This is a genomic window from Paenibacillus sp. FSL H8-0283 (assembly GCF_045040675.1).
Lineage (GTDB): Bacteria > Bacillota > Bacilli > Paenibacillales > Paenibacillaceae > Paenibacillus > Paenibacillus amylolyticus.
This window is the reverse complement of sequence record NZ_CP150295.1, coordinates 2,088,614-2,111,319: the sequence shown is the minus strand read 5'-3', so window position 1 is coordinate 2,111,319 and position 22,706 is coordinate 2,088,614. Positions and strand designations below refer to the sequence as shown.

Annotated in this window: 24 protein-coding genes; 4 read left to right on the top strand and 20 right to left on the bottom strand. The window is 42.0% G+C overall.

What is annotated here, in order from left to right:
* Positions 1-29: 29 nt before the first annotated feature.
* The 10 genes from MHI52_RS09675 to MHI52_RS09630 all read right to left on the bottom strand — a co-directional run bounded on the left by MHI52_RS09675 (position 30) and on the right by MHI52_RS09630 (position 11,760).
* Positions 30-1,304 carry an SPRY domain-containing protein gene (locus tag MHI52_RS09675; RefSeq protein WP_405158933.1) on the bottom strand — a complete coding sequence of 425 codons (1,275 nt, stop codon included), beginning with the start codon at positions 1,302-1,304 and terminating at the stop codon, positions 30-32.
* 58 nt (positions 1,305-1,362) lie between these two features.
* A complete protein-coding gene (locus MHI52_RS09670) occupies positions 1,363-2,571 on the bottom strand; it encodes a discoidin domain-containing protein (RefSeq protein ID WP_405158932.1) in 1,209 nt (402 codons plus the stop codon).
* Between the two features lie 66 nt (positions 2,572-2,637).
* The gene (locus MHI52_RS09665; RefSeq protein ID WP_405158931.1) at positions 2,638-4,827 is read right to left on the bottom strand and encodes a hypothetical protein; all 2,190 of its coding nucleotides are present in this window, start codon (positions 4,825-4,827) and stop codon (positions 2,638-2,640) included.
* A 3-nt stretch (positions 4,828-4,830) separates the two neighbouring features.
* Positions 4,831-5,517 carry a hypothetical protein gene (locus tag MHI52_RS09660; RefSeq protein WP_405158930.1) on the bottom strand — a complete coding sequence of 229 codons (687 nt, stop codon included), beginning with the start codon at positions 5,515-5,517 and terminating at the stop codon, positions 4,831-4,833.
* Between the two features lie 4 nt (positions 5,518-5,521).
* Positions 5,522-6,094 (bottom strand): hypothetical protein, encoded by a 573-nt coding sequence (locus MHI52_RS09655; RefSeq protein ID WP_405158929.1) that lies wholly within the window; start codon positions 6,092-6,094, stop codon positions 5,522-5,524.
* 33 nt (positions 6,095-6,127) lie between these two features.
* A complete protein-coding gene (locus MHI52_RS09650; RefSeq protein ID WP_405158928.1) occupies positions 6,128-6,748 on the bottom strand; it encodes a hypothetical protein in 621 nt (206 codons plus the stop codon).
* Between the two features lie 67 nt (positions 6,749-6,815).
* Positions 6,816-7,358: a hypothetical protein gene (locus tag MHI52_RS09645; RefSeq protein ID WP_127544355.1), complete on the bottom strand. Its 543-nt coding sequence runs from the start codon at positions 7,356-7,358 to the stop codon at positions 6,816-6,818.
* Between the two features lie 18 nt (positions 7,359-7,376).
* On the bottom strand, positions 7,377-8,138 hold the full coding sequence (locus tag MHI52_RS09640; RefSeq protein WP_338708248.1) for a hypothetical protein: 762 nt from the start codon (positions 8,136-8,138) through the stop codon (positions 7,377-7,379).
* 146 nt (positions 8,139-8,284) lie between these two features.
* Positions 8,285-9,043: a hypothetical protein gene (locus MHI52_RS09635; protein WP_405158927.1), complete on the bottom strand. Its 759-nt coding sequence runs from the start codon at positions 9,041-9,043 to the stop codon at positions 8,285-8,287.
* Positions 9,044-9,048: 5 nt separating this feature from the next.
* Positions 9,049-11,760: a hypothetical protein gene (locus MHI52_RS09630; protein WP_405158926.1), complete on the bottom strand. Its 2,712-nt coding sequence runs from the start codon at positions 11,758-11,760 to the stop codon at positions 9,049-9,051.
* Between the two features lie 269 nt (positions 11,761-12,029).
* On the opposite strand from MHI52_RS09630, the gene MHI52_RS09625 reads away from it, so the two are divergent.
* Positions 12,030-12,602 (top strand): hypothetical protein, encoded by a 573-nt coding sequence (locus MHI52_RS09625; protein ID WP_076318334.1) that lies wholly within the window; start codon positions 12,030-12,032, stop codon positions 12,600-12,602.
* A 124-nt stretch (positions 12,603-12,726) separates the two neighbouring features.
* Here MHI52_RS09625 and MHI52_RS09620 read toward each other — a convergent pair whose 3' ends face one another.
* Positions 12,727-13,113, bottom strand: coding sequence for a DUF423 domain-containing protein (locus MHI52_RS09620; RefSeq protein ID WP_405158925.1), 387 nt, complete (start codon positions 13,111-13,113; stop codon positions 12,727-12,729).
* A gap of 468 nt (positions 13,114-13,581) precedes the next feature.
* On the opposite strand from MHI52_RS09620, the gene MHI52_RS09615 reads away from it, so the two are divergent.
* Together MHI52_RS09615 and MHI52_RS09610 are read left to right on the top strand one after the other, a co-directional pair.
* Entirely contained in the window at positions 13,582-14,052 is a 471-nt protein-coding gene (locus MHI52_RS09615; RefSeq protein WP_051447149.1) for a hypothetical protein, read from the top strand.
* 105 nt (positions 14,053-14,157) lie between these two features.
* Positions 14,158-15,006: a DegV family protein gene (locus MHI52_RS09610; RefSeq protein WP_036609970.1), complete on the top strand. Its 849-nt coding sequence runs from the start codon at positions 14,158-14,160 to the stop codon at positions 15,004-15,006.
* 200 nt (positions 15,007-15,206) lie between these two features.
* Here MHI52_RS09610 and pdaA read toward each other — a convergent pair whose 3' ends face one another.
* Positions 15,207-15,986: a delta-lactam-biosynthetic de-N-acetylase gene (gene pdaA / locus MHI52_RS09605; protein WP_036669871.1), complete on the bottom strand. Its 780-nt coding sequence runs from the start codon at positions 15,984-15,986 to the stop codon at positions 15,207-15,209.
* Positions 15,987-16,083: 97 nt separating this feature from the next.
* Positions 16,084-16,494: a hypothetical protein gene (locus tag MHI52_RS09600; protein ID WP_076209139.1), complete on the bottom strand. Its 411-nt coding sequence runs from the start codon at positions 16,492-16,494 to the stop codon at positions 16,084-16,086.
* A 207-nt stretch (positions 16,495-16,701) separates the two neighbouring features.
* On the opposite strand from MHI52_RS09600, the gene cysC reads away from it, so the two are divergent.
* Positions 16,702-17,340 (top strand): adenylyl-sulfate kinase, encoded by a 639-nt coding sequence (gene cysC / locus MHI52_RS09595; RefSeq protein ID WP_017689556.1) that lies wholly within the window; start codon positions 16,702-16,704, stop codon positions 17,338-17,340.
* Positions 17,341-17,502: 162 nt separating this feature from the next.
* On the opposite strand, the gene MHI52_RS09590 is transcribed toward cysC, so the two are convergent.
* The 7 genes from MHI52_RS09590 to MHI52_RS09560 all read right to left on the bottom strand — a co-directional run bounded on the left by MHI52_RS09590 (position 17,503) and on the right by MHI52_RS09560 (position 22,695).
* Positions 17,503-19,320: an ABC transporter ATP-binding protein gene (locus tag MHI52_RS09590; RefSeq protein ID WP_179087903.1), complete on the bottom strand. Its 1,818-nt coding sequence runs from the start codon at positions 19,318-19,320 to the stop codon at positions 17,503-17,505.
* On the bottom strand, positions 19,320-20,453 hold the full coding sequence (locus MHI52_RS09585) for a nucleotidyltransferase family protein (protein WP_315371962.1): 1,134 nt from the start codon (positions 20,451-20,453) through the stop codon (positions 19,320-19,322). The genes MHI52_RS09590 and MHI52_RS09585 overlap by 1 nt, the downstream gene beginning before the upstream one ends.
* 52 nt (positions 20,454-20,505) lie before the next feature.
* The gene (locus tag MHI52_RS09580) at positions 20,506-20,988 is read right to left on the bottom strand and encodes a lasso peptide biosynthesis B2 protein (protein ID WP_017689559.1); all 483 of its coding nucleotides are present in this window, start codon (positions 20,986-20,988) and stop codon (positions 20,506-20,508) included.
* A gap of 4 nt (positions 20,989-20,992) precedes the next feature.
* Complete coding sequence (locus MHI52_RS09575; RefSeq protein ID WP_017689560.1) at positions 20,993-21,292, bottom strand: lasso peptide biosynthesis PqqD family chaperone; 300 nt, start codon at positions 21,290-21,292, stop codon at positions 20,993-20,995.
* Entirely contained in the window at positions 21,289-22,236 is a 948-nt protein-coding gene (locus MHI52_RS09570) for an aldolase (RefSeq protein ID WP_405158924.1), read from the bottom strand. Before MHI52_RS09570 ends, MHI52_RS09575 begins: the two co-directional genes overlap by 4 nt.
* 139 nt (positions 22,237-22,375) lie before the next feature.
* Positions 22,376-22,513: a paeninodin family lasso peptide gene (locus MHI52_RS09565; RefSeq protein ID WP_174806426.1), complete on the bottom strand. Its 138-nt coding sequence runs from the start codon at positions 22,511-22,513 to the stop codon at positions 22,376-22,378.
* Between the two features lie 53 nt (positions 22,514-22,566).
* Positions 22,567-22,695 (bottom strand): paeninodin family lasso peptide, encoded by a 129-nt coding sequence (locus MHI52_RS09560; RefSeq protein WP_152683099.1) that lies wholly within the window; start codon positions 22,693-22,695, stop codon positions 22,567-22,569.
* Between the last annotated feature and the right edge of the window lie 11 nt (positions 22,696-22,706).

Genomic DNA, 22,706 nt, shown 5'->3' with positions numbered 1-22,706 from the left:
ACCATATAGATGTGTTCCTAAATCTAACCTTATATAATCTTGTGCGCTTTATGCTTTGATCTATCAATTTTTTGTTTAAAGACTTTGCCTGATCCTAGTAATTCTGACGAATTATTTATATCACTTATCGATGTAACATAGTCATATAAATTTATTTCGACATCTTTGCCCATTCCATACTTGTTAAAATCACTCTCTGATAACGAAGGAACTTTTATAAGCTTTGTTATGATTGTTTCAAACATTTTCAATTCATTTACATCTGTATAGAATGAGTAACCATTATTCGCAGTCCAGTTTAAACGATACATTTTAAACTTCATATTACGAAAAGAAACATCTAACAAATATTCTTTATCCGTATATGCAGTTATCCAAGTCTGATCGATTTGTCCATCTAAAACAGTCCATAGTGATCCATCATTAGAACCTTCAAATGTCCAATTTTTAGGCATCTTGTTTAGATGGTTTGAGTTAGGAGATCTAACTGCATACTTATACAAAGAGATGGCTTCAAGAAAATCATATCCTAGATATCCCACTCCACCACTACCATTGAGAGAAACATATCCTTCGTTATCATCAATTCCATTGAATGCCTTCCATGGAGGATAGGCTGTGCCATACATATCTTTAGCAAACGCTCTGCCAGATGGTGATGTATCAGATGTCATTATCGGTATAGATGTATTATTGCTTTTTTTTTCAGTAAAGATAGAAAGCCTTTCGTCTTCTGATGAAATCAAGAATTTACTTGCATTTGCTTGTTTGCCATCGTATGAGTAATAACCAACTGGTAGTGGATATGCAAATGGAGATGCCCCAAAATTGAATGTCGCTGTCTTGCTAGTTGCAGTACCAAAGAAAATGAATGGGTATACTTCTCCCAAAATTTTTATGTCGGTGTGACTTACACCTAAGCTTACATTGTTCTTTCGAAACTCTAAGAACCCATTATCAAGATCAACTAAAACTCCCACTGTATCTCCAATAACAAAAACTGAGGTATAAGCAAGTCCTTCTGGGTATTTAAACCCATTAGAACCATACATAGATCTTTGATTCGTATTAGTAAGAATATTTGCTGTCATAGATAGGGTTTTATTTGCTATACCTATTCCCAAATTTATAGCTCCAGCGTCAAATTTTACTTCAAAATAACATTTTCTTGAATTTGATCTACCATGCGTTGCTCTAACAGATGTGGCAGAGACAGTATTAACAACTGTTAGATTCCCATTACTTAAAATGTTTCCAGAACCCATGTCGCTAGGATTTAATGTTACATCGAAAACATCTACCATTTATCCATCTCCTTTCAAAACAAATAGAACACACCTTATAGATGTGTTCCTCATAAATTTAGCCAAGTGTAATTTTATCTACTCGGCGTTTTGACATATCAATTGTGTGCTCGCAGGATTTACCTGAACCTAGAGTTGCACTAGCACTCTTCAAAAATTTAGATCCGCTCAGATTTGCATTGAGTAGAAGTTTGTCGTTAACACCATATTTTAAAAAAGTATTTTCAGTACTATTGTCGATTCCAACTTCTTTAAATCTCCTTTCATTAAACGAAAGTTCGTGAAGAATAAGAGAAGTGTTACCATTATTAGCTGTTATGTTTAATCTATAATGATCGTAACCTTCAAGCCTATTAATCTTAAAAACTCTTTTCTCTGTAGCGCCCCAAGTCTGATTAATCTGTGTATCTATTACTGTCCAATTGACTCCATCACTAGATCCCTCAAAAGTCCAATCTTTAGGAGTTGCAGTTACACTGACATTTGAAGCGAACCCTACAACATATTGTCCAAGAAACACCTTTCTCTTTAACTTCACAGCCAGTGCTCCTGTCTTTACGCTTGCTGATGACCAAAATGTTGAACTATCACCATCAAATGCTTTCCAAGCATCGTTGTTCGTTGTATTCGCAACACTGCTTGCGCTTATCTCTGCATATTCCGTTATATTTCCAGTTAGTGGAGGAAGGTAATTCTCTGTAGCAATTTCTGATAATATGGAATAATACTTATCATCACCTGATGAAAGTAAGATTTTATTTTTTATTAGTGGTGGAACTAGACATGTTTGAATTGTGTTTAATTGAGTAGTGGGATTAATTGTAGGTTGAATCAGAACTTTATTGTTTTCATCTATTAGCTCTAACATAAACGGCTTATCTATTCCTCTATTAGCACCTATTGTTGATGTATCAGGACGAGGTACAAATTCAATCTTATAAATCTTATCTAGCGGAACTTTAAACTCAACAGTTATTGTATATGTAGCATTTGCACTGTCTGTAAGCCAATAACAAAGATCTGTATAAACTCCTGTTTGTTTTTTGTTGGTGTCAACAAGGTATGGTAGATAATAAGCGTTAGTTGAAGGGTAACCAGCATCAGATGTAGCTAAGAAATTTTGTGTTTCTCCACTAGTTGGACTAGCAGAGACTTGACTTCCTGAATTTACCATATCAACTTCACTCTTATAAAATCTTACTCCACCAAATGCTGTATACGCAAAACTCGATTTTTGTATTACGAATCTAACTTTTTTTATCGCCATATAAGCACAACTCCTTTCTAAGTGAAATTATTATTTTACAGACAAAAAGAAGTAGAGCATTAAACTCTACTTCACACTTACATTAATTATTTCAAAATACTTTTTCAGATCGATTCTTCCTTTGAACATCTTGCCTGATCCTAGCGATCCATTGGCAGACATACTCGCAATGAAACCTTCGTTTTTTCTATCTAAAACAGATAGATCATCCATTCCGTCATTAATAAAAGTGTCTTCTGAAGGTAAAGTTGCCGAAATTGTATTCCACTCTAAAGTTCCAGTGTCAAACCTTTTATACGCTCCATCATGTTTAACGAAGGATTTAAACATTGGCAAAGTTTCTAGTTCTACTAATGGTCTGAAACCATGCGAAACATTATTAGAAATTGTATAAGTCAGAGTGTCGTTCTTAGAGTTACCTCTTAAAGTCCTATTACTGGAATTGTAAGTATTTGTAGTGCTTGTCCAAGTGTATACACCACTCCAATTCCACACGTTATTGTCACCAACAATGATTTTTCCATTCAGTGTAGAGTTAACAATATATTTATCCCATTCATTATCCTTATCCGTTGCTTTGATCCCGCCTGTGAGTAATCGATAAATTAAGGTATAATTCTTCACTCCTAAATCCTTTTGAACACCAAACACAAGACCATTGCTATTTAATGCATCCCATGATATTGAAGATTGAATGTTCCTGTCTGCAATTAAAATTTTCTTGCCATTATATTCATCAGCAACAATTAAATAGAAGTCTCCATTAGGTACACTTGGAACAGATGATGTTGATATGAATTCAGATGTTTGTTTTCCTATATTTTTAAACTCTCCTGCCGCACCAGAAGTGTTCGCAACATAATTACATCTGATACGTGTGCCAATCTCAAGTTCATCAATACTTGTTACTTCCTCTGGATGAAATAATCTACCATCAAGGTCAATATCAATTGCATCAAGTGAAAATGTTCCACTCAAACTAGTTGTTGATAGCTTCACTTTATGTAAAGCTTTCTCCAAACCTGACACTTCAAAGACCAATATTTGATATTTATTTGCTGGATTGTTGGGATTCCATGTAGAGACTTTTCCATCAATCTCTATGGTCACGTTATCCACTCTATTAGTCCAATACAGATCAATGATCCTCAATTTTGTCCCATAAAAATTAAATTTAATGCTATTTGATGATGCTCCATTAAGTGGAATATAGTGGGCTGTTCCTGCATAAGTATTAGAATCACCTGTAGCTGAAATCCAACCCACTCCTTCGTATTTAATAGCTGAATTACTATTGTCATACCTCTTCCAACCTGGTTCTGGTGCAAATAAACGTTGTCCCACCTGAGCCACCATATAGCCTGTGTCATCAATATCTACAGCATCTATATCCAATCTCCAATCTCCGTTCGTTCCGTTGATAAGATTAACTTCATGGATACCTAAAGACAGATTAGTTTTTTCGTAAGTTAGCCGCTGTCTTTCGTCTGCTGTTGTTGGCATTCTTGGATTAAACTTCTCAGTTACTCCATCAATGACGACTGAAATATCATCTGCAAAAGTCGGACCTATACTTGATATTAGTCTCATCTTGGTTCCGTAAAATTTAAACCTAATTTCGTTACCGCCCATTCCTCTTGCAGAATAGTGGTGGGTTGCATTGTAGAGAGTTGGCGTTCCTGATTGAGCTTGAAATATCCAATTCTCTCCCAGATATATAAAGGAATCATGTGTATCATCATATCGTCTCCATCCTGTATCAGGCGATGTCAATGGTTGTCCAACCACCGTCACAAGGTTTCCTGTTGAGTCAATATCAATAAAATCAAGAGCAAATGTGCTGTTACTTCCACTTACTACACTCTTATCTAAGTTCTTTATAACAACAGAATGCTCTTTATCCTCAAAATCTGTTTTTATGAATCCAACTGTACTACCAGCAATTGCGCTTTTACGACCAGTCACGTAATCACCTAATTTAACACCATCTACCTCAACTGAGAATCCAGAGTGTTCATTGGTATTCCAATACAAAACGCCAATAATTAACTTTGTTCCAGTGAACTTAAATGAAATAGTGTCTGCTGTGTTTCCCATACCAGAGTCAATATATGATAGTGTTCCTGCATAAGTTCCATACGTAGTGTATGCTTGCCTTAGTGCATTAGGGGAGCTGAACTTAATTCTTGAATCCCTTTCGTCATACCTTTTCCATCCTGCTTCAGGAGCTGTCAATGGTTGTCCTATTACTGCCATTCATTACACCTCCTTATATTCAAATACTGGGCGAAACCCAATATAATTCTGCGACGAAGCACTTCCTGTAAAAGCAACACCTCTATTATCGTCGCGCTGTTCATATCCTCGTACTATTCTGCTTGAAGAGGGTGCAGATAAGACTGTTCCTTTATTCGTAGTCCATGAGCCGAGAACAGGTGTTTCCTTTGCCCAACAAAACATGTTATGGTGATGCCAAACATTATCAACATTGGGTCTAGCCTTGCCACCCAAGTTGGACTTCATAATATATTTGTCATATTCATTATTACTTGGAAATGCCCCCAATCCTAAGTCCTTCATACTCAGTTTGCCATCTTTGTCTGCATATCCTACTCCACCAGATATACTACGGACAATTCCTGAGACACCACCAAAGGTTTTAGGCAAACCTTCAATAATCTTATTTGCATTCATTGAATCCCAAGTGACAGTATGATGTCTAATGCGATCAGAGATTAAAAGACCTTTGTCTACTTTAATAGCGTACCAGTAGTAGTTGTTTAAACTTGTAGTACCAACCAACCCATTTACAGGTATTTCGTTTATTCCTAGAGTGCCATCTATAAATTGCTCTCCAGAAGAATCATATCTCCATACAATATAGTCGCCAATCTCCATATCACTTATATTTGATCTCAATACGCCTGTAGTCGCTGGAACTGCCATAAAATCACCCCTTACTCACTCTGATTCCATCTACTTTTTGAAATTTCGTATTTTCAACCTTCTGACGTAGCACTATCCCTGCTGGAGTGTCCGATGCTCGTTCCATGTTCAATTGATATATTTTCTTTAAGCCTAGAGAACCCGAGTCACTTTCGACAAAGGAATTGTTGTATTTCCCATTCTCCTTAAATTCGTCTATGTAGAAATTCGAATATTCTTTCTCAGCAACAATCTCAATTTTCACCTTCATATACTTTGCAGGAGCTTTAGTAGCAGTCACATCTGCTAAAATTTCCTCATACGCCCCCCACTCAAAGCCATCCTCAGATGTACTCCAATAGATCTTGTATGATGCTCCCCCTACTACATCTACGCTTGCAGCCACACCTTTAAATGAAGCAATCTTATCCTGAATCCGAATGGGAGTGGACTCCCAAGACCCATTAGCTGGATAGATTGAATTCCCGTCCGCATCCTGGCTCAACTCTCTTAATTTCAACTTCTGAGCCTGATATATCGTATCTTTGAAAACACCTATAGATAGATCTATATCCAGTGCAATTTCTTGAATCGCCATACTTTCACCACCTATCTCATCTCAAAATCCAACTCAACGAATGTCCCAGTTTATGATTCCTGCATGATTTGCCTTCAGAGGGGCTACGATTTGATCTATGACAAAGCCATTTTTACGAATAACGAGTTGCCCAGGCAAGTCCAGGTTAGAAGAAATTTTTATTTGAAAGAATACGGATTCCTTTAGAGGCAGGGAACATACGCATTGAAAATTAATTTGTGCATCATTCAGGTTCATTGTTTTTTTGTAACCAAAGTTAAAACATTCAATCGTATTTCTGAAAGCCCCTGAATTCCCTTGCCCTGAAAATCCAGCCATATTCGCTTCTGAGGATCCATTTTTGAATTGGATGATGTCATTGTATACAAACGTTCTCCCGGTTAAAGGGTACTCCTGCTCATCACATTCATAAGATATGGAGTAACGATCAGCATTAATGTGGAAGACCCCATTGGCAACATTGTAATAAACTTGGGATCCTTGACCTATCAATCCGAATAACACCAACTTCTCTTTGTTGATGTCATAAAAGCGGTGTGCATGTTGTGTCTTAAGATCATACTCACTCAGATATGTTCCATCATAATAATCGGCAATCCATATATAAGCTTGAGATACAGGTGAACGAGAGTACTGTTTCTGACCTAAAATCACAGTTTTTCCTCCTCATAGATAAATAAAAAGACAGGCTACAATAGCCTGTCTGCATCATTAACTTTTCTTAAACGTAACGATAGGAGATACGTTTCTTGAACTCTTGTTTACCACTACGAGCATTCAAGGGTACTTCACATTGAATAGACAGCGTTACATAGTTACCTGCGGCGTCTTCTTGATCTCCATTATTATTAACTCCCAATATCTCTTTTGCACCCGGTACTAGCGGTGTTGCATAAGGTGTTCCAGTATGATCCACCGTAGTTTTGCCCGTAGTTCCAATAGGCTTCGAAAAGTCCTTGCCTACACGAGAGCTCTCTTCATCCAAATCGTTCTCCCCAAGTGAGTCCACTTGCACATGAAACCAGTTGTTTTTAACAGCTTCAATATCGTATTTAACCGTATCACCAGTGCCCCCGTCCATATCCCGCGTTGTAAAAGTGCAATCCTCCATTTTTGACACATCCGTCGCACCACCTTTGTTGTTCCACACATTAAAAATACGAATTTCACTTTTGGTATCTGCATCAATAACACCATAATCAAACGGTGCTACAATCTCCTTACTATGTGTTGCGTCCATCCATGTAATAATTGGTTGTGTCATTATAATCCATCTCCTTTTTTATGTTCTGATCGTTAATTGAATCGTAAGATGTTGAGTGTTTGAACCGGCTTCGATGATGTTGATTCTGAAGATATCTCCAGCCTCCACTTTTCTCACCTCAAATGTAGCCTCACCATCATCTTGATGTTGAAATGCTTCAAATTTCAGTGGACTCCCCATCACATCCTGCCAGTGAATGAGATCCTTGGATCGTTCAATTCTTATTTCAGTCGCGGTATCTCCAGAAACTCCACAGTAGCCCTTTACATGTAAAATCTCGCCATCGAATGGAAAGGGGGCTAAAATCCCCAGTACTTCCGGGTACACCCGTGATTCTTTGCAAAAGACTATAACCCGATCCTGTACTTCCAACGGAATCTCATTTAATTTCAGGTGTTCAGCTGTACTCATGAGCCCATCCATATCGGAATTAACCACCTGAAGGTTTTGACCAAATACATCAATCTCTACCCATGTCTGTCCATCAAAACGATATCTTTTACCATCCTTATACGTCTGCACCGTCCAGCCTATTTCAGGAGAAGGGTATTGCATACTTAACTCCTCAAAATCAGCAACCGGACTCTGGTACACAAGTCGAGTCGTCTGATAAGCCTCTTTTGCTTTTCCGGCAGCCTGTAAGGCTTCGCCAGCAGCCTCCAGTGCCCGCTTGATAGCGAGTTCAGTTTCGCCAGGATCTCCTGGCTGCCCCGGACCGCTATGTTTCACCGCTTCTCTAATTAAAGACTCTACATGTGCTAAAGTTATCCCATTTGACATAATTCACCTACCTAAGCGTTATGTAGCGTATTTTCTTTATAAGACGGCTTCCAAGTTGATACCTCCCCCTTAACTAGGAAACCTGTCCCTGGCTTATCATTAAAGAAATTCTTGAACAACCATGCACAGCATTGCTGTGTCTGGCTTTAGAGAGGTTTTCTAATGAGACTAATGCCAGCTTTTTTGCACTCCTTGCAGTATTTCATTCGATTCGATTTTGCCAGCATTCGTTTTCCGCATACGGTACAATTTTTGATGTTTTCTCCTTTCCAGCGAGAATACTCCAACACAAAGTCATCGAAGCGAACTAACTGGAAGGCAACCTCACCATGCTCCGCAGCGAACAAAACCTGTACGTTAGTTGAATCGACACGTTGACTTTCTTTGAGATACCCTAACTGAATAAGTTTGTGCACCAATAACCCCTGATCTTTTTTGCTTACGGCCATTTGACTATCACCGTAGATTTCTTTCCATTCATGATTAATCCAGTACGTATCATTTTCATTGATTCGATTATTAATCTTGCTGTAGACCAGTAAAACAAAGGCCAATTTCTCGAGTCGTTTACTTTTAAGTTGTTTGATCTTTTGAAGTTCTTCGTGCGTTACAGGTACATGATCAATCTCGATTAGCGTGCTCTTGCTTGCCTCCTCCCTTATCTTGATATACTTCTGAGACTGCTTAATGATACGATTGAGAAATGTATCCCACTGGACAGCATTGTAGTCTGGATAATACTTGGTCATAAACTGATTTAACAACGCATATGCATCTTCGGCGTTCTTCCCTTGTTGAAGCCCGTATTTAGCTAAACAAATCAACGTTTTGGTTGGCTTCTTATCCATTTTCCCATGTGCAATTGCTTGCTCGGCATGATGACGTTCATTCAGAATGATTTTCAAGGGCGCTACTCCTTCACATGCATTTGGGTCATTTTAAAGGTTTTTCCCGCGTACTCAATATCGCCGTCCCGGTCTCTAACCGGATAATGAATGATGTGATCATTGCTAACCAATAGATTGCGAATAATCTGATCTCCTGACACATCCCATACAAATTGCTTTGATTTCTCCGCATTTCGATAACACATGTCCACAATCATATTGCACAGATCTTCTTCGTTATTACAGATCTCCAGCGCCTGCTCCTTAAAGCGTGAAACAAACAACTGCCATCGGGCAGATCTTTCTTCCTTTTTCACCTTACTCTTGCGCAAGTTAGTCATATAGCTACGTAGCTCTTCGTTATGCATCTGATATAAACGTTGAATCTCTTTATAACGAGCTTGTGAGTATTTTTTGGTACTCATCAATATCGTATGATCAAACGAACTTGCGGTCTGTTTTAACTTTAACTTGTTGAACTCGTCTTCCACTTGATGACATAACCGGTTCATCACAGATGGTGCTGTGGATACAGGCATTCTCTGTTCATACTGTGCCAGGAACTGTTCCTGATCCGGAGATAGCTCCTTATTCGAATACAACTCATCCACAGTCATGCCAAATAACTGCAAGCACTTCTGACTCGTTTTTTCTACATAGGTGGTATATTCTTTTTTCTGTTCCGGGTCATTGTATATGAAAAAATAAGGTTTCTTGTGTGCTACCATTTTCAAGGCAGACTCGTCGGTTACCGCAGCGCGAATATCATACCAGTGCTTCGGCATTTTTTTACATTCAATACCTTTAGCCTGATCAATGGCATTTTGTTGATAATGCTGACCACATTGAATTCGGTACATCATTTCCTGATATCCTGCACTATGCTCCTCATAATTGGCTAATACATCAAACATCGACGTGATTTTGTTCGTTGTAAAACCGATCAGATCACCAAAGCTGTCTTTGTTAGCCTGAATCAGATCCTTCTCATCCGGAATTTTTTGGGCTGAGGTTTTCTGTACACATACAATCGCATCAAGCTCCTGAATTGCCCCAAGAATTGTGTCGTTGTCTGTAGTTAAGACCTGATCACTATCCATATCTGCACCATTTAAGGAATGCGTCGTCGTATCCCATGAATTTAAGATCGTGACCGTGTTCATATAGCGATACCAATGCTGCATCTCATCTGTATTTTGAAAACGAAGCACCTTGATATTGTTATGACAAGTCATCGGAGCTCTGAAGCAAGCTACGCGGTCCACATGGTGTTCATTCCAATATCTGGAGTAGAACTCACCCGAGCTCAGCAATCCTGTTAAAGGCAAGCCAAAAATGCTCTGACACAATGTATAGGGATCGCCAGATATAATGCTGAAATTGCCTTTCACTCTTAGAACTCCGATCTTGGCTTCATTCATTCGCTTACGTAATAAGGTATGAATTTTGTTGCGCACAAAAGGATCATCTATAAGTCGCGGGTCTACCATCAGCCCTTTAATATAATCATCTGGACTATTTCTATAATCGTTCTCATGGATGTGAATTCCTTTGAGAAATAACAGTGCCTTGCGATAGTCTTCACCTAGCACATTTTTAATCGAGTCTAACGTAGGCCGAATAAGTTCACCAATCTCATTATCATCCAATTGGAGCGACTGAATAAACTGGTAGTTTAAATGACGCTCGTCCTCGAGCTCTTCAGGTGTAACCTTCGTTACGCTAAACGTGTAGCCATAATAACCGCAACATAACAGGTAATCGTCGATACTGTTGTATGAGCTCCATAGTTTGAGCATAGACGTTGTGATGATCAGGTCTATCTCTCGAATATCCACAGGATTACCCCAGGCATCGTCCACCATATAATTACCTGCAACTCGATCAGCAAATTCGTGATAATCAAATGTAAAGACCATCCCTTTACAGAAGCTATTGCGAATACAAAATCCACTCGGGATATATTTATGTCCCAGCTCGATTGCCCATCGTTCACTAAGTGCAGGAGAGATAAGACCGAACCCATCACTCATGTTCATCTGAATAGGCTCATTTTTCCTACTCTCTATGCGAGGGTATTCTGTCTCGGTATCATCAATCTGAATTATGTCTGCGCCAAATTCAGTTATACAATCATGAACAACCAATACCCGCTCGGGATGTGACACAGGCGTGCTTGTACTGCAAGCCAAGGCCTTATATGCCTCCAGTTTGGCAGGAACCAGTTCTTTATTGGGATCTCTGCCGTTATTCAATCTTTTCTCCAACAGCGAATGAATATCCTTACTCACATAGATGACCGTCGAACTTTTGGCTCCACCTGTCGTAGCCAATAACCGCTTGTATTTCTTGCCGTTGATGGAGAAAGCTTTCGATGAATTCAGCCGATCATAGTCTTTATTATTTTCAATGACCACCAGCAAGTAATCATCGGCAAATTTCAGGTTTTTCAGTTCTTCATGCAATTTCTTCGTTGTTCTTTTATGTTCAGCATTGGTTTTCAAGGCTTTTAATCGCTCTATTTCCAGCTTGATTCTAGCCAGATCTTGTTCCCTCTCTTTGTAGCCTCGAATACGATCGATAAAACGAAACACCTGATGGTTTCCAATAGATGCCACTTCTCCATTTACTGTCGCTTCTTGATAAGTAAGATGCAGATCATAATCCGCTTTTCTAATTCTGGAAGATGTAATTTTATAAACGTATCTCAATCGATCCTGATATGCATTGCCCATTCCCGATTCCCCCTGTTGCTTCCTGTCCTGATTAAATAAATTATAGAGTAGACCCGCACGACTGGCGCAGGCAAACAGGACGATCAGGGGATGAAAAAAGAAGAATATTTGTTCTATTCTGGGGAGAAATTAAGGGGCACTCCGGGACTAGATACATCTCGAATCGGCATATTTCTGCGTCTCTAGCACTATGATAATTTCCTTTTTAATGATATAGTGAATTGAAGCGTTTTTTTGAGCTGACATAATTTTTAACGGGGCTGGGATGAATGAAAGAAACCTTATCCAATCAAGAGGACATCGGCTTTTTATTTAATGTCGATATACTTATTAAGAGCCGCTCAAATGCATTGGCACTGCAGTCCCTGTTGGAGTTCATAAACAATGAAGAACAAATTGCGGACTTTCGGATTCAATCCGGCATAGAGCTAGGCAAAATTATTGAAGCGACACTCCAGTCCAAGAAGGACTCTTTCGTCACACTTCACAACGAACGCAAAAAAGCCAACGCAGCACAGAAGGCGTCCACTGCAGCTCAGACACCTGCCTCACCTGCTCCAGTCAAAACACAGAATCTACAAGAACAACCGGTTAGTGAGAAAAAGCCTGCCACCCAAACATCTAATGTATCCGATGGAAACTCGTTTGACGCGTGGATTGACACACTCATCAAGGAGAATAAACTCACCCGTATTGTTGTCAATAACAAGAACGGTAAACATCAGAGCATTCCTTGCCGTATTCTGAATTTTGATCGTGATACCAGTATTGTGAGCATCTACCATGTCGATGAAAAACAGGTGTATACGTTCCGAACCAATGAAATCGATGAGTTTCTGTAACTAACTTCATCGGATTAAAACAAAAAGCAACTTGCGTTAGAATGACGGTACATTCTAACGCAAGTTGCTTTTTTAGTTCTATGTTTCATGTAGGATTGAACCCTCCGAGATTTGTTTGGACCGATCAGGAGCGATCCTTACCTCGCTGCCATACATCTAATGTCAATAACAACCATCCGGCAATGAAGGCTACCCCGCCAATCGGTGTGATGGCACCCAGAATCTTAATGCCAGAAATACTAAGCACATACAAGCTGCCTGAGAACACAATAATTCCGATAAACAACAGACGCGCTGCCCACTTCAGTTTTGTCGATGCTCCAAGTTGACCAGCCGTCAAACCAATAATGAGCAAGGCCAATGCATGAATCATGTGATATTGCACACCTGTCTCATATGTAGCTATGGCCGCCGGCCCAATCGTATCCTTGAGCATGTGAGCACCAAACGCACCAATCGCCACCGATAGCATGGTCATTACAGCTCCAAGCATCATCCATCTACGTTGCATATAAGTTCTCTCCCTTAATTCAACTACACTTCACTCCTATTATTGTAGCGAATCCACTCCTCCTTTACCAGTCGGGACAGAGCTTCAAAGATCATATGTCTGTTTATACTTAACAATCCTATCCCTGCCCTATAAATTGTAGGAAACCAGCGTAAATCCTTGATTTTTATCGATAATTATGGAAAAGTAACAGGTATGTAATCGTTGTATTTTAAGTGCAAGTTCAAAAAGATTGGTTTTCAGTACCGAGAAGATGGGATGAAGCTAGAAATGGAGTAGCGGAGCGTAGGGAAAACTACGTGAGCAACGGACATTTCGGGTGAATCCCATATTCGATGATGATGATGCCGTTAGGCATCTTTCGTAATCAAAAGCGGACTTTTTGAACAACCTCTAAAAGGAGAATCATTACTCATCGATTAGGTTGATAACACTCAGTACGATGATTAAGGGAGGCAAGTCAACATTATGGATAATCGCGATTCCTATAATTCAGGTTATAACAACACGGATCAGAATCCTGGCCATGCAGATCCATACAATAACAATGGGTATGAAGCATACCCGCCAGATCATGAGAGGCAACCAATGGCACCACTGAAACATTCCGGACCTGGGATCGCCAGCTTTGTCATTGGGTTGGTTGCAATCTTGGGTTATATTCTGATATTCTTTATTGCCACCATGGCTGTAAACGAATCCATCGGAGTTCTCACCCCGTTGCAGACAGAAGAGATCGCCTTGCATCCAGCAGTGGTTCTGGCTTCATTAGCCATCCTGGTCTGCCTGATTCTCAATCTGGCCGGAGGCATCGTCGGAATTATTGGTCTTGTCCTCAAGAATCGAAAGAAAGTTTTTGCCATTATCGGAACCATATTAAATGGGATCATGATTCTGTTATTCGTTGGACTTATCTTGGTAGGCATGACGCTGATGTAACGCTTTGCATCAGCGTCATGTTTCCTTATAATTAAAATGAATGGGTTTACACATAAGGATAATCTATATTTTTTGCCAAAATTATTGTTTTCAAAGGAGATTGACATGTCACGAATCAAAATTTTTGCGGACAGCACAAGTGATCTGGCTCCAGAATGGATCCAGCAGCACGATATCGGTATCATCCCTTTATATGTCGTGTTCGGTGAAGAATCACTGAAAGACGGTGCTGAGATTAAGCCTGAACAGCTATATGAACGTGTTAGCCAAGATGGGCGTCTTCCCAAAACAGCTGCACCTTCCCCCGCTGATTTCATAACGGCATTTCAACCTTACATAGATCAAGGGGATGAGATTTTATATATCAGCTTATCTTCTGAACTTTCCTCTACCTATCAAAATGCACGACTAGCGAGTTCCGAGTTCCCGGAAGGTCGAATATCGGTCATTGACTCACAGAATCTCTCATCAGGAATTGCACTGATGGTGATGAAAGCTGTTCATGCTGCTGATAAAGGACAAAACCTGACTCAGATTACACACCTGATTGAGGCGATGAAATCAAATGTACGCACGGAGTTTGTTATCGATACACTAGAGTATCTGCATAAAGGCGGACGCTGTTCGGGCATGCAGAACCTGATTGGAAGCCTGTTGAAGATTCGTCCTGTCATCCGGGTAACAGATGGCAAGATGGCACCTGCCTATAAAGTGCGCGGCAAACGGGAGAAAGCTCTGGAACAAATGTTGAATAATACGCTCAGCCAGAAGGATCAGATCGATCCAGACCTGCTGATTGTTGTGCACACCATGGCTGAAGAGGATGCGCTTGACTTGCAGAAGTCTCTGCAGGAACAAACGGGTGCCCGTGTGGAACTGACCACTGCTGGTTGTGTAGTATGCAGTCACTGCGGCCCGAAAACGATTGGAATCATCTATAATACTGTTTTATAGTATTACACGTTACATCGTATCGTATTACCCAATCCAATCCTTTCTTCTGGATCTGTATATGGTACATCCAATACTTGGACTGGCATACCGTTATAAACTAAAAAGGGCATTCCGAGCTTAATCGCTCAGGATGCCCTTTAATATTTTTGCTAAACTTTTGAATGACCTACACTTGGTCCATTGCTCATTATGATAATGGATCAATAACTTTTGGTCCGCAGATCATCCAGACTTTTGAATGCATATCCTTGCTTGCGGGCCTCATCAATAATGGAACCCAGAGCCTCCGTGTTATCTTTGGATACTGAATGAAGCAAAATGACAGCGCCCGGATGGAGTTGTTTCAACACCTGTTGATGAGCATATTGTGCGCCACGCTGCACATTGGTATCCCAATCTTTATAAGCAACAGACCAGAACACATTCACATACCCTTGGGCATGACTCTCTGCAAGCGTACGATTGTTAAAAATTCCTCTCGGTGGCCGTAAAAAGGTCGCTTGTTGACCGGTCAGCCGATTGACCTCCGTCTTGACCTTCTCAAGTTCCTCTCTAAGCTTTTCATTGGAGATGCGGGTCATATCCGGATGACTCCATGAATGATTACCGACAATATGACCTTCAGCCGCCATACGTTTGACCAACTCAGGCTGATCTTTCAGATAATGACCTGTCACAAAGAAAGCCGCCGGCACCTTCTTGGTACGCAAAACATCCAGTATGGCAGGTGTGAATCCATTCTCATACCCGTTATCAAACGTGAGATACAATTCCTTCTGTTTTGTATCCCCCAGGAAAATGGCATCGTTATGTTGTAAGATTGATTTGAAGCCTTCCTGATCAATGGAGGGCAGTTGACCGTTTTGACTTTTTTTGAAGCCAAAGTGATACGCTCCGGTAACCGGTGATGCTTCAGTCTGTGCCGGTACCATACTGATGGATAACAGTCCCAACAGTATATATAGAACCATTCGCTTCATTCTATCCGCTCCTGTTCCTGAAAAATTCGGTTAGTCGTTTGCACACACGAACACCTTCAGGTAATATGCCACAGGAACGGCTAATGTATGTAAATCATTAACGATCGAAACGTTTATTTTCAGGTTGTGGCGGAGATTGATGGAACAATTCAAGTAAGGTCTGAGGTTTGCCACTGGAAGCAAGCCATTCCCTCACGGTCTGTATGGCACGGGTCTGTCCATCTCCCCGATCACGCCATGTAAGCAACTCGATAACTTTGATAATCAAGGCCGACATATTGTGATTATCCAGTTCGGACCGCTCTGCCCTCAGCTTGTGATACAAAGCCTCCTGCTCCCAATCCAGTAGAATCTCATCACCGATGGTTGGCTTCAAAAGTGTATACGCTCTGTCACAACCTTTACAACGAACCGTGCTGACCTGTTCATCTATAAATTCCGCTCGGATATCCTGCTCGCAATCCGGGCATTTGAACCCAACTTGTATGTTTTGAATGTTTTTGTTCATGACATTGTTCCTCCTGCTATGTGAGCATTTTGCATCATTCGATTCAAAATACTCCTTGGATATATGCATAATGCTTATGTATGTACTACATCTATACCCGATATTTTGTCGATTCACGCTTATTTTGAAGAAATCTGTAAGGTGCTATAATCTTGTAAATATGTTAAAATATTATACATATCATGGTAGGGAAAAGGCGGGATACTCATGTCGAAGGAAGAGCGCAACATAACCTGGCAATCATCCAGCATCAACAGGCAAGACCGGGAGAAGCATAATGGGCACCATAGTCGTGCCATATGGTTTACCGGGTTATCAGGTGCAGGAAAGTCATCCCTTGCATTTGCCCTGGAGCAGTATCTCTACGATCAAGGCGTACGCTGTTATGTTCTGGACGGGGATAATGTACGTCATGGACTGAACCGTGATCTCGGTTTTACAGCAGGGGATCGTCAAGAAAATCTGCGGCGAATTGGTGAAGTATCAAAGTTAATGGTAGACGCCGGGTTGTTTGTACTTTCGGCTTTTATCTCTCCTCATGAACAGGATCGGGAGATGGTTAGACAGTTATTTGAACCAGATGATTTCATTGAAATCTATGTGCGCTGTTCAATTCAAGAATGTGAGCGTCGTGATCCCAAGGGTCTATACAAAAAAGCACGCAATGGTGACATCCCGCATTTCACAGGCATTTCCGCCCCCTATGATGTACCCAAATCTCCTTCATTTATCATCGATACAGAGCAATGGTCCATTGAGGAAGCCGTGCAAGAGATCGTACAGCATTTGGAGCAGATCGGTGCTCTTCAACTGCCGCTTCCTACGAAAACAGCCCTCGTTCATTAATTCTTGCTCATTATACTAACTACTTACATGAAAGGCGCACCAATCGTGGCGCGCCTCTTTACGTGAACCCATTGCTGGTTATACCATAGATAAATGAATAAAGAGAAAAAGATACACACTCTATCATCACGTTTGAATGTCTTCTGATGTCCACTCACTCACTTACTGCCCCACAACACCCGCTTGCATGTTCAAAAGTTTGCTGAACGTCCCTACCGGATCAGTAGATAACTGCTGGTACCCGCCCTCTTGAATCACCCGACCTTCATCAAGTACAATTACACGATCTGCCGTCCGAATCGTGGACAATCGGTGTGCAATCACGATAATGGTCACATGTCCTTTTAACCGTTCCAGCGCCTCATGAATGTACTGTTCATTCTCACTGTCCAGCGCACTCGTTGCTTCATCCAGTACCAATACAGAAGGATTACGCAGCATAGCCCGGGCAAGCACCAATCGCTGACGTTCACCCCCGGATAGACGAATACCCCGATCACCAATAATCGTATCCAGACCCTGAGGCAACTTCCGTACAAATGCTGCAGAGGAGGAAAATTGCAAAGCCTGCCACATCTGTTCTTCACTTGCATTTGGATCAACCAGACGCAGATTCTCACGAATACTTGTGTGAAACAGGAATGGATCTTGGGAGACATATCCGATTGAACTTCGCCAGCTCAATAATCGTTCTTCTGACAGAGGAACACCGTCAATCAAAATACGACCAGTTTCAGGCCTCACAAGGCCCATAATCAGATCTATCAGCGTGCTTTTGCCTGCTCCGGATTTCCCCACAATTGCGGTCATACCCCTTGCTGGAATCGAAGCTTGCACATTTCTCAATGAGTAAGCATCACTTCCCTCATAGCGATAGCAGACATCCTCACAGGTGATAGATCCCTTCAGTTCCATAGGTTGAATCCCATCAGTTCCAACGTCTCCTGCCGAAGCAATCTCTTCACTAATCTCACGACTCTTCGCCGTCTGCGCTTGTAATTCTCTGACTACCCGAAATGCAGGCAGCATGGAGCTGATGTACTCCAGATTGGACTGAATTGCCGTAAACCTTGGCCATAAGCGGGAAAAGATTAGGATGATGAGCAGCAGACTTGCGGGTGGCACCGTCATTACACGGAGAGAAAGATAGATGAATGCCGCAATAATGATTGCCGCGGACATCCGGTGAATCAGCTGTGTTCCACTGTTCAATTGGCTAAACTGAATGACATTGCGTTCTATCTGTCTGCACATGCGCTCAAACCAGTTCATGTGTGAGCGCTCAAGCATGTTACTCTTAATATCCTTAATGCCGTTGAAATGCTCGGTAATGCCGTTATAATAACTTTGCGAGAATTCAGAGGTCTGATCCCCGATCTGCTTGGCCCGCTTGACGAATTTTCTCAAGACAAAAAATAATAACAATCCACAGACCAGCACAAGTGCCGTCAGCTTGGCGGATAACCAGAAAGCAAGTCCGATCTGAATGCCCGTAAAGATCAGAGAGGCTGCCATTTGCAGCATAATACTCGTTCCCTGGCTCACACGTGCAAGTTCAGTCGTTAATATATGGTTAAAATCGGATTTTCGTTTTTGGAGAAAAAATGACCATTGCGCCATAATAATAGCACCATAGGTTTCCATGCGCAGCGTTCGTACAAATTGCTGTTGGATTCGAGTATTACGGATCGTCTGGAGACGCTGCATCCAGGCCTGTCCGGAGACAATCAACACAAAGGTGAACAATACGAGTAACAATTGGCTATTTTCAGAAAAACGATTCAACACGTCGCCAAGCCAGGGAATGTTTAAGCCTGTGGAGCCCATCTCAAATATGCCAATCAGACTCAGCATCGGAACAAGCATGTAGATACCGATCCCTTCCATGAGACTGATACAGATCATCCCTAGCAGATTCCAATATAAAATGGGCCCCGTGACATGATGCAACTTTCGCATGAAATACCTTAATTCCGAGATCATACTTTACCCCTTTCCGTCACCGTATACCTTTTAATTCGCCGCCAGAACCAGAGAAACGGACGTAACGGAAAGTACAGAAAAAACAAAGAACGCGGAAGCGGCAATTGATCCACATCCCATGTACTTGGATATAAACGTTCAATAAAGAAAAACCATTTCTGTTTTGTACTTCGAAGTTTAAACAAATACGATTGATAAGACTTCATATCAGCCGGACTTTCCAGCATGTCGTTCATGAACTTTGCGCCTTCGTTGGCTAATCGCTTGCCTGTACGGTCACTCAAGGACATCAAGGACCTGTACTCTACATCCAGCGGCGTATTCAGCAGCTCCGAGGCCAGATAAAGAGCCTGTGAACCAATGGATAAACGTCCCTCCGCTTTCAGACGTCTCTCTAATTTCTTCACATCAAGTGGCATGCTGCGGATCATCTGGTCGATATCCAGTAACCAGCGCAGTCTGAACCAGCCGTGTCGTGCACCATGGGTTACGAGATAAGCCCATAGGTCTTCTTGTTCAAGCATACGGACAGGTGTCTGTGTGTATGAACTGAACCGGCTTCGTTTCCACAGCAATTCAAAATCGGTTTCTTTGCCCGAATCCGGGTTCAGACGCCAATGGATCTCCACTTGAGTCCTTTTGACCGGATGGGTGTAACAGATATGATGTTCCCGCCATTTCCAGCTGCGCACCGTAGGTGCCCGCTCCCCTTCCTTGGATACATATCCGAGGGTAGCCAGAATGCCTTCAGCCGCTTCCACATCATCAAACGGAATCAGGATATCCAGGTCTTTGGAGGTTCGCATCGATACATCGCCATAGAGATCATGGGCGAGCGCTGGTCCCTTTAGTGTAATATTGCGGATACCGCGTTCACGAAAAGCTCCACACACCTGCTCCATTTCAGCTGTCAGATGTAACATGCGGAACGTATTGGCCGTATATTGTTGTCTCAGACTCTCCATAACATCTGCAGGAATGATTGCAGAGTTGAATTCTTTCATTTTCACATAAAGGACAGAGTATAAGCGGTGATGATAGACAAGCCGCAGAAAAAGCTGCCAATCGGTTCCTTGCAAACCCGCCTTGAGTTCTTCAGGGGATAGAGCCGTCAGATCACCTCTAATCATGCTCAAAATCAGCTTAAGCTCCTTCGGAAACCCTGATGAATAGAGTTCACTTTCATGTATCATAGACAATCTCCCCAGATCCCTTCTCCGGACACCGTTTGCCAAACACACCGACAACCGTATATTGGTCCATAGTATCAGCTCCGGTCACGATCAATTTACCACTTCGCAGCCAGGCATGAGCCATCATATGTCCTTGCTTATTCCGTGCAGTCCCCATGTATAACGTACTCTCTATCTTGCGTCGCTCAAGCATCTTCATCCCGGCAATCGCCATTACAAGGCAGCGGCTTTCCCATAACGTATATTTGCTGGCAAGCGAAATCGCTTTGGAAATATTCCGTATAGTGATGACCTCGCTGCGTTCGAGTCCTGTCATCGGTGTTTCTACCATAGGCGTACCCAGCCCTGGCGCGATTTTAGCGAATGGCATAGCCTTCTGTATGCGTGCCCAGCCAAGGAGGATATAGGCCTCCCATACCAGTCGACGCATCGACCGCGGGAGCGAGAGATAAGCCTTTATTTTTCGCAACATGACTCTACACTCCGCGAGTAACGTCGATTAAACCTTCACGGGACAGATGTTCCAGGAATTGTACTACCTGCTCACGACATACATCTGGCTCAATCTCATACTCCGCAGCAAGTACCTCAACAACTTCACCCAGCGTGCGTTCTTCTGCGATCAGATCCCAGATTCGTCCACCGGTACTCCCGAGATTATAGTATTTTCCAGAGCTAATGCTCATCATGACTTTCTCACTGCCCATATCACTGACCAGATTGCCTTCCTTCCGGGTTACCCGGTCTTCCACATTCATCGGCGTAGTCGCTGTCATTGTCCTGTATGCACTCCTTTACGTATATGATCTGTGATCCGATCCACCATCTCAAATGCTGTAAACTCAGCACCCGTTCTGACCAATCTGCCAATCTCCACACTTGCTGAAAGTCTTGAAGCCGTCTCAAACAACCATTGTGCCAGTCCCTGTCTTGCAACGAGTCCACCACGGAACGTATGCGAGCATAACAGATGCAGTCGTTCCAGCCCCGTCACTTCCACCAGTTGAACAGATGTATGGTTTGCCTCCGGTTGTGGAGCAAGTTCAAATATTCCACCTAGTGGTACGGCCATCTCATGAAAATAGTGCTGAACAGGTATCGCATACTTTGTAATCTCTGCGTGAACCGTTGCATAATCCTGTTCCTTCATGCCGAAGCCGTCCAGACTGGGCTGCCATAACTTCTGTTGCGGGTAACCAGGTGATACGATAGCTCTTCCTCCGGCATCCCAGGTCAGTGCAACAACATCATCGGTGAGAAGTGGATATCCGCGTGATGCCAGTGCGGCCGACAGTGTCGATTTGCCTGCTCCCGAATGTCCGACAAATGCGTAAGCCCAGCCATCAATAACCACTGCACTGCCATGCAATGGAAGAATGCCACGCTGCATCATAATGACCGCCATACAGGTGCCCAGGATGAATAATCTGACCTTTTTCTCATCCGCTCCTGGCTGAGGGGATACAACAATGCGCTTTCCTTGTTCCATTAGAAACAGACCTGTATCTTCGATTTTGAAAAAAAGACTGCCCTCTCGTGCCACAAAGTTGTCGTTGCCTACATCCCAACCCTCCCACAATAGGGTCAGATCTGAAGACTCGATGTGCACATCCACGACATCAAAATCAGTCTCTGCATCCTTGGGTGCGATCTGTAGTTCAGGCATTCGAATTTGACTCGACCAGCGCAGACCATACGCCACATAATGCAAAGGCAACAATGAACGACGCCTCCTTCGTAATAAAATGTAAAAAAAAGCCCTTATATTCATGTTGCTCAATATAAGGGCGGAGGCGAAAAGCTGGATTTGTTGCATTTCCGCCCTTTAAGTATGATGACACTTCATAAAACTAAACAACTTAGGAAGTTGGATCGTACAGATCCGCATCGTGAACCGTGATCCAGTCAATTTGTCTGTAGCCAGTACCGGCCATTGTTTGATTGACTTCCAACACTTCAAGAGCTGGTGCTTGCCATTCCTTTTTTTCCATTTGCATCGTATTCACCTCCTTTTCGCACTTCTAAGTATGATGGCATATGGTAAAGCTTTCTAACTAGTTCCGTAGAGATCCGCATCGTGAACCGTAACCCAGTCGATATGTTTGTAACCTGTGCCCGCCATTGTTTGGTTGACTTCCAATATTTCCAGTGCTGGTGCTTGCCATTCCTTTTTTTCCATTTGCATCGTAT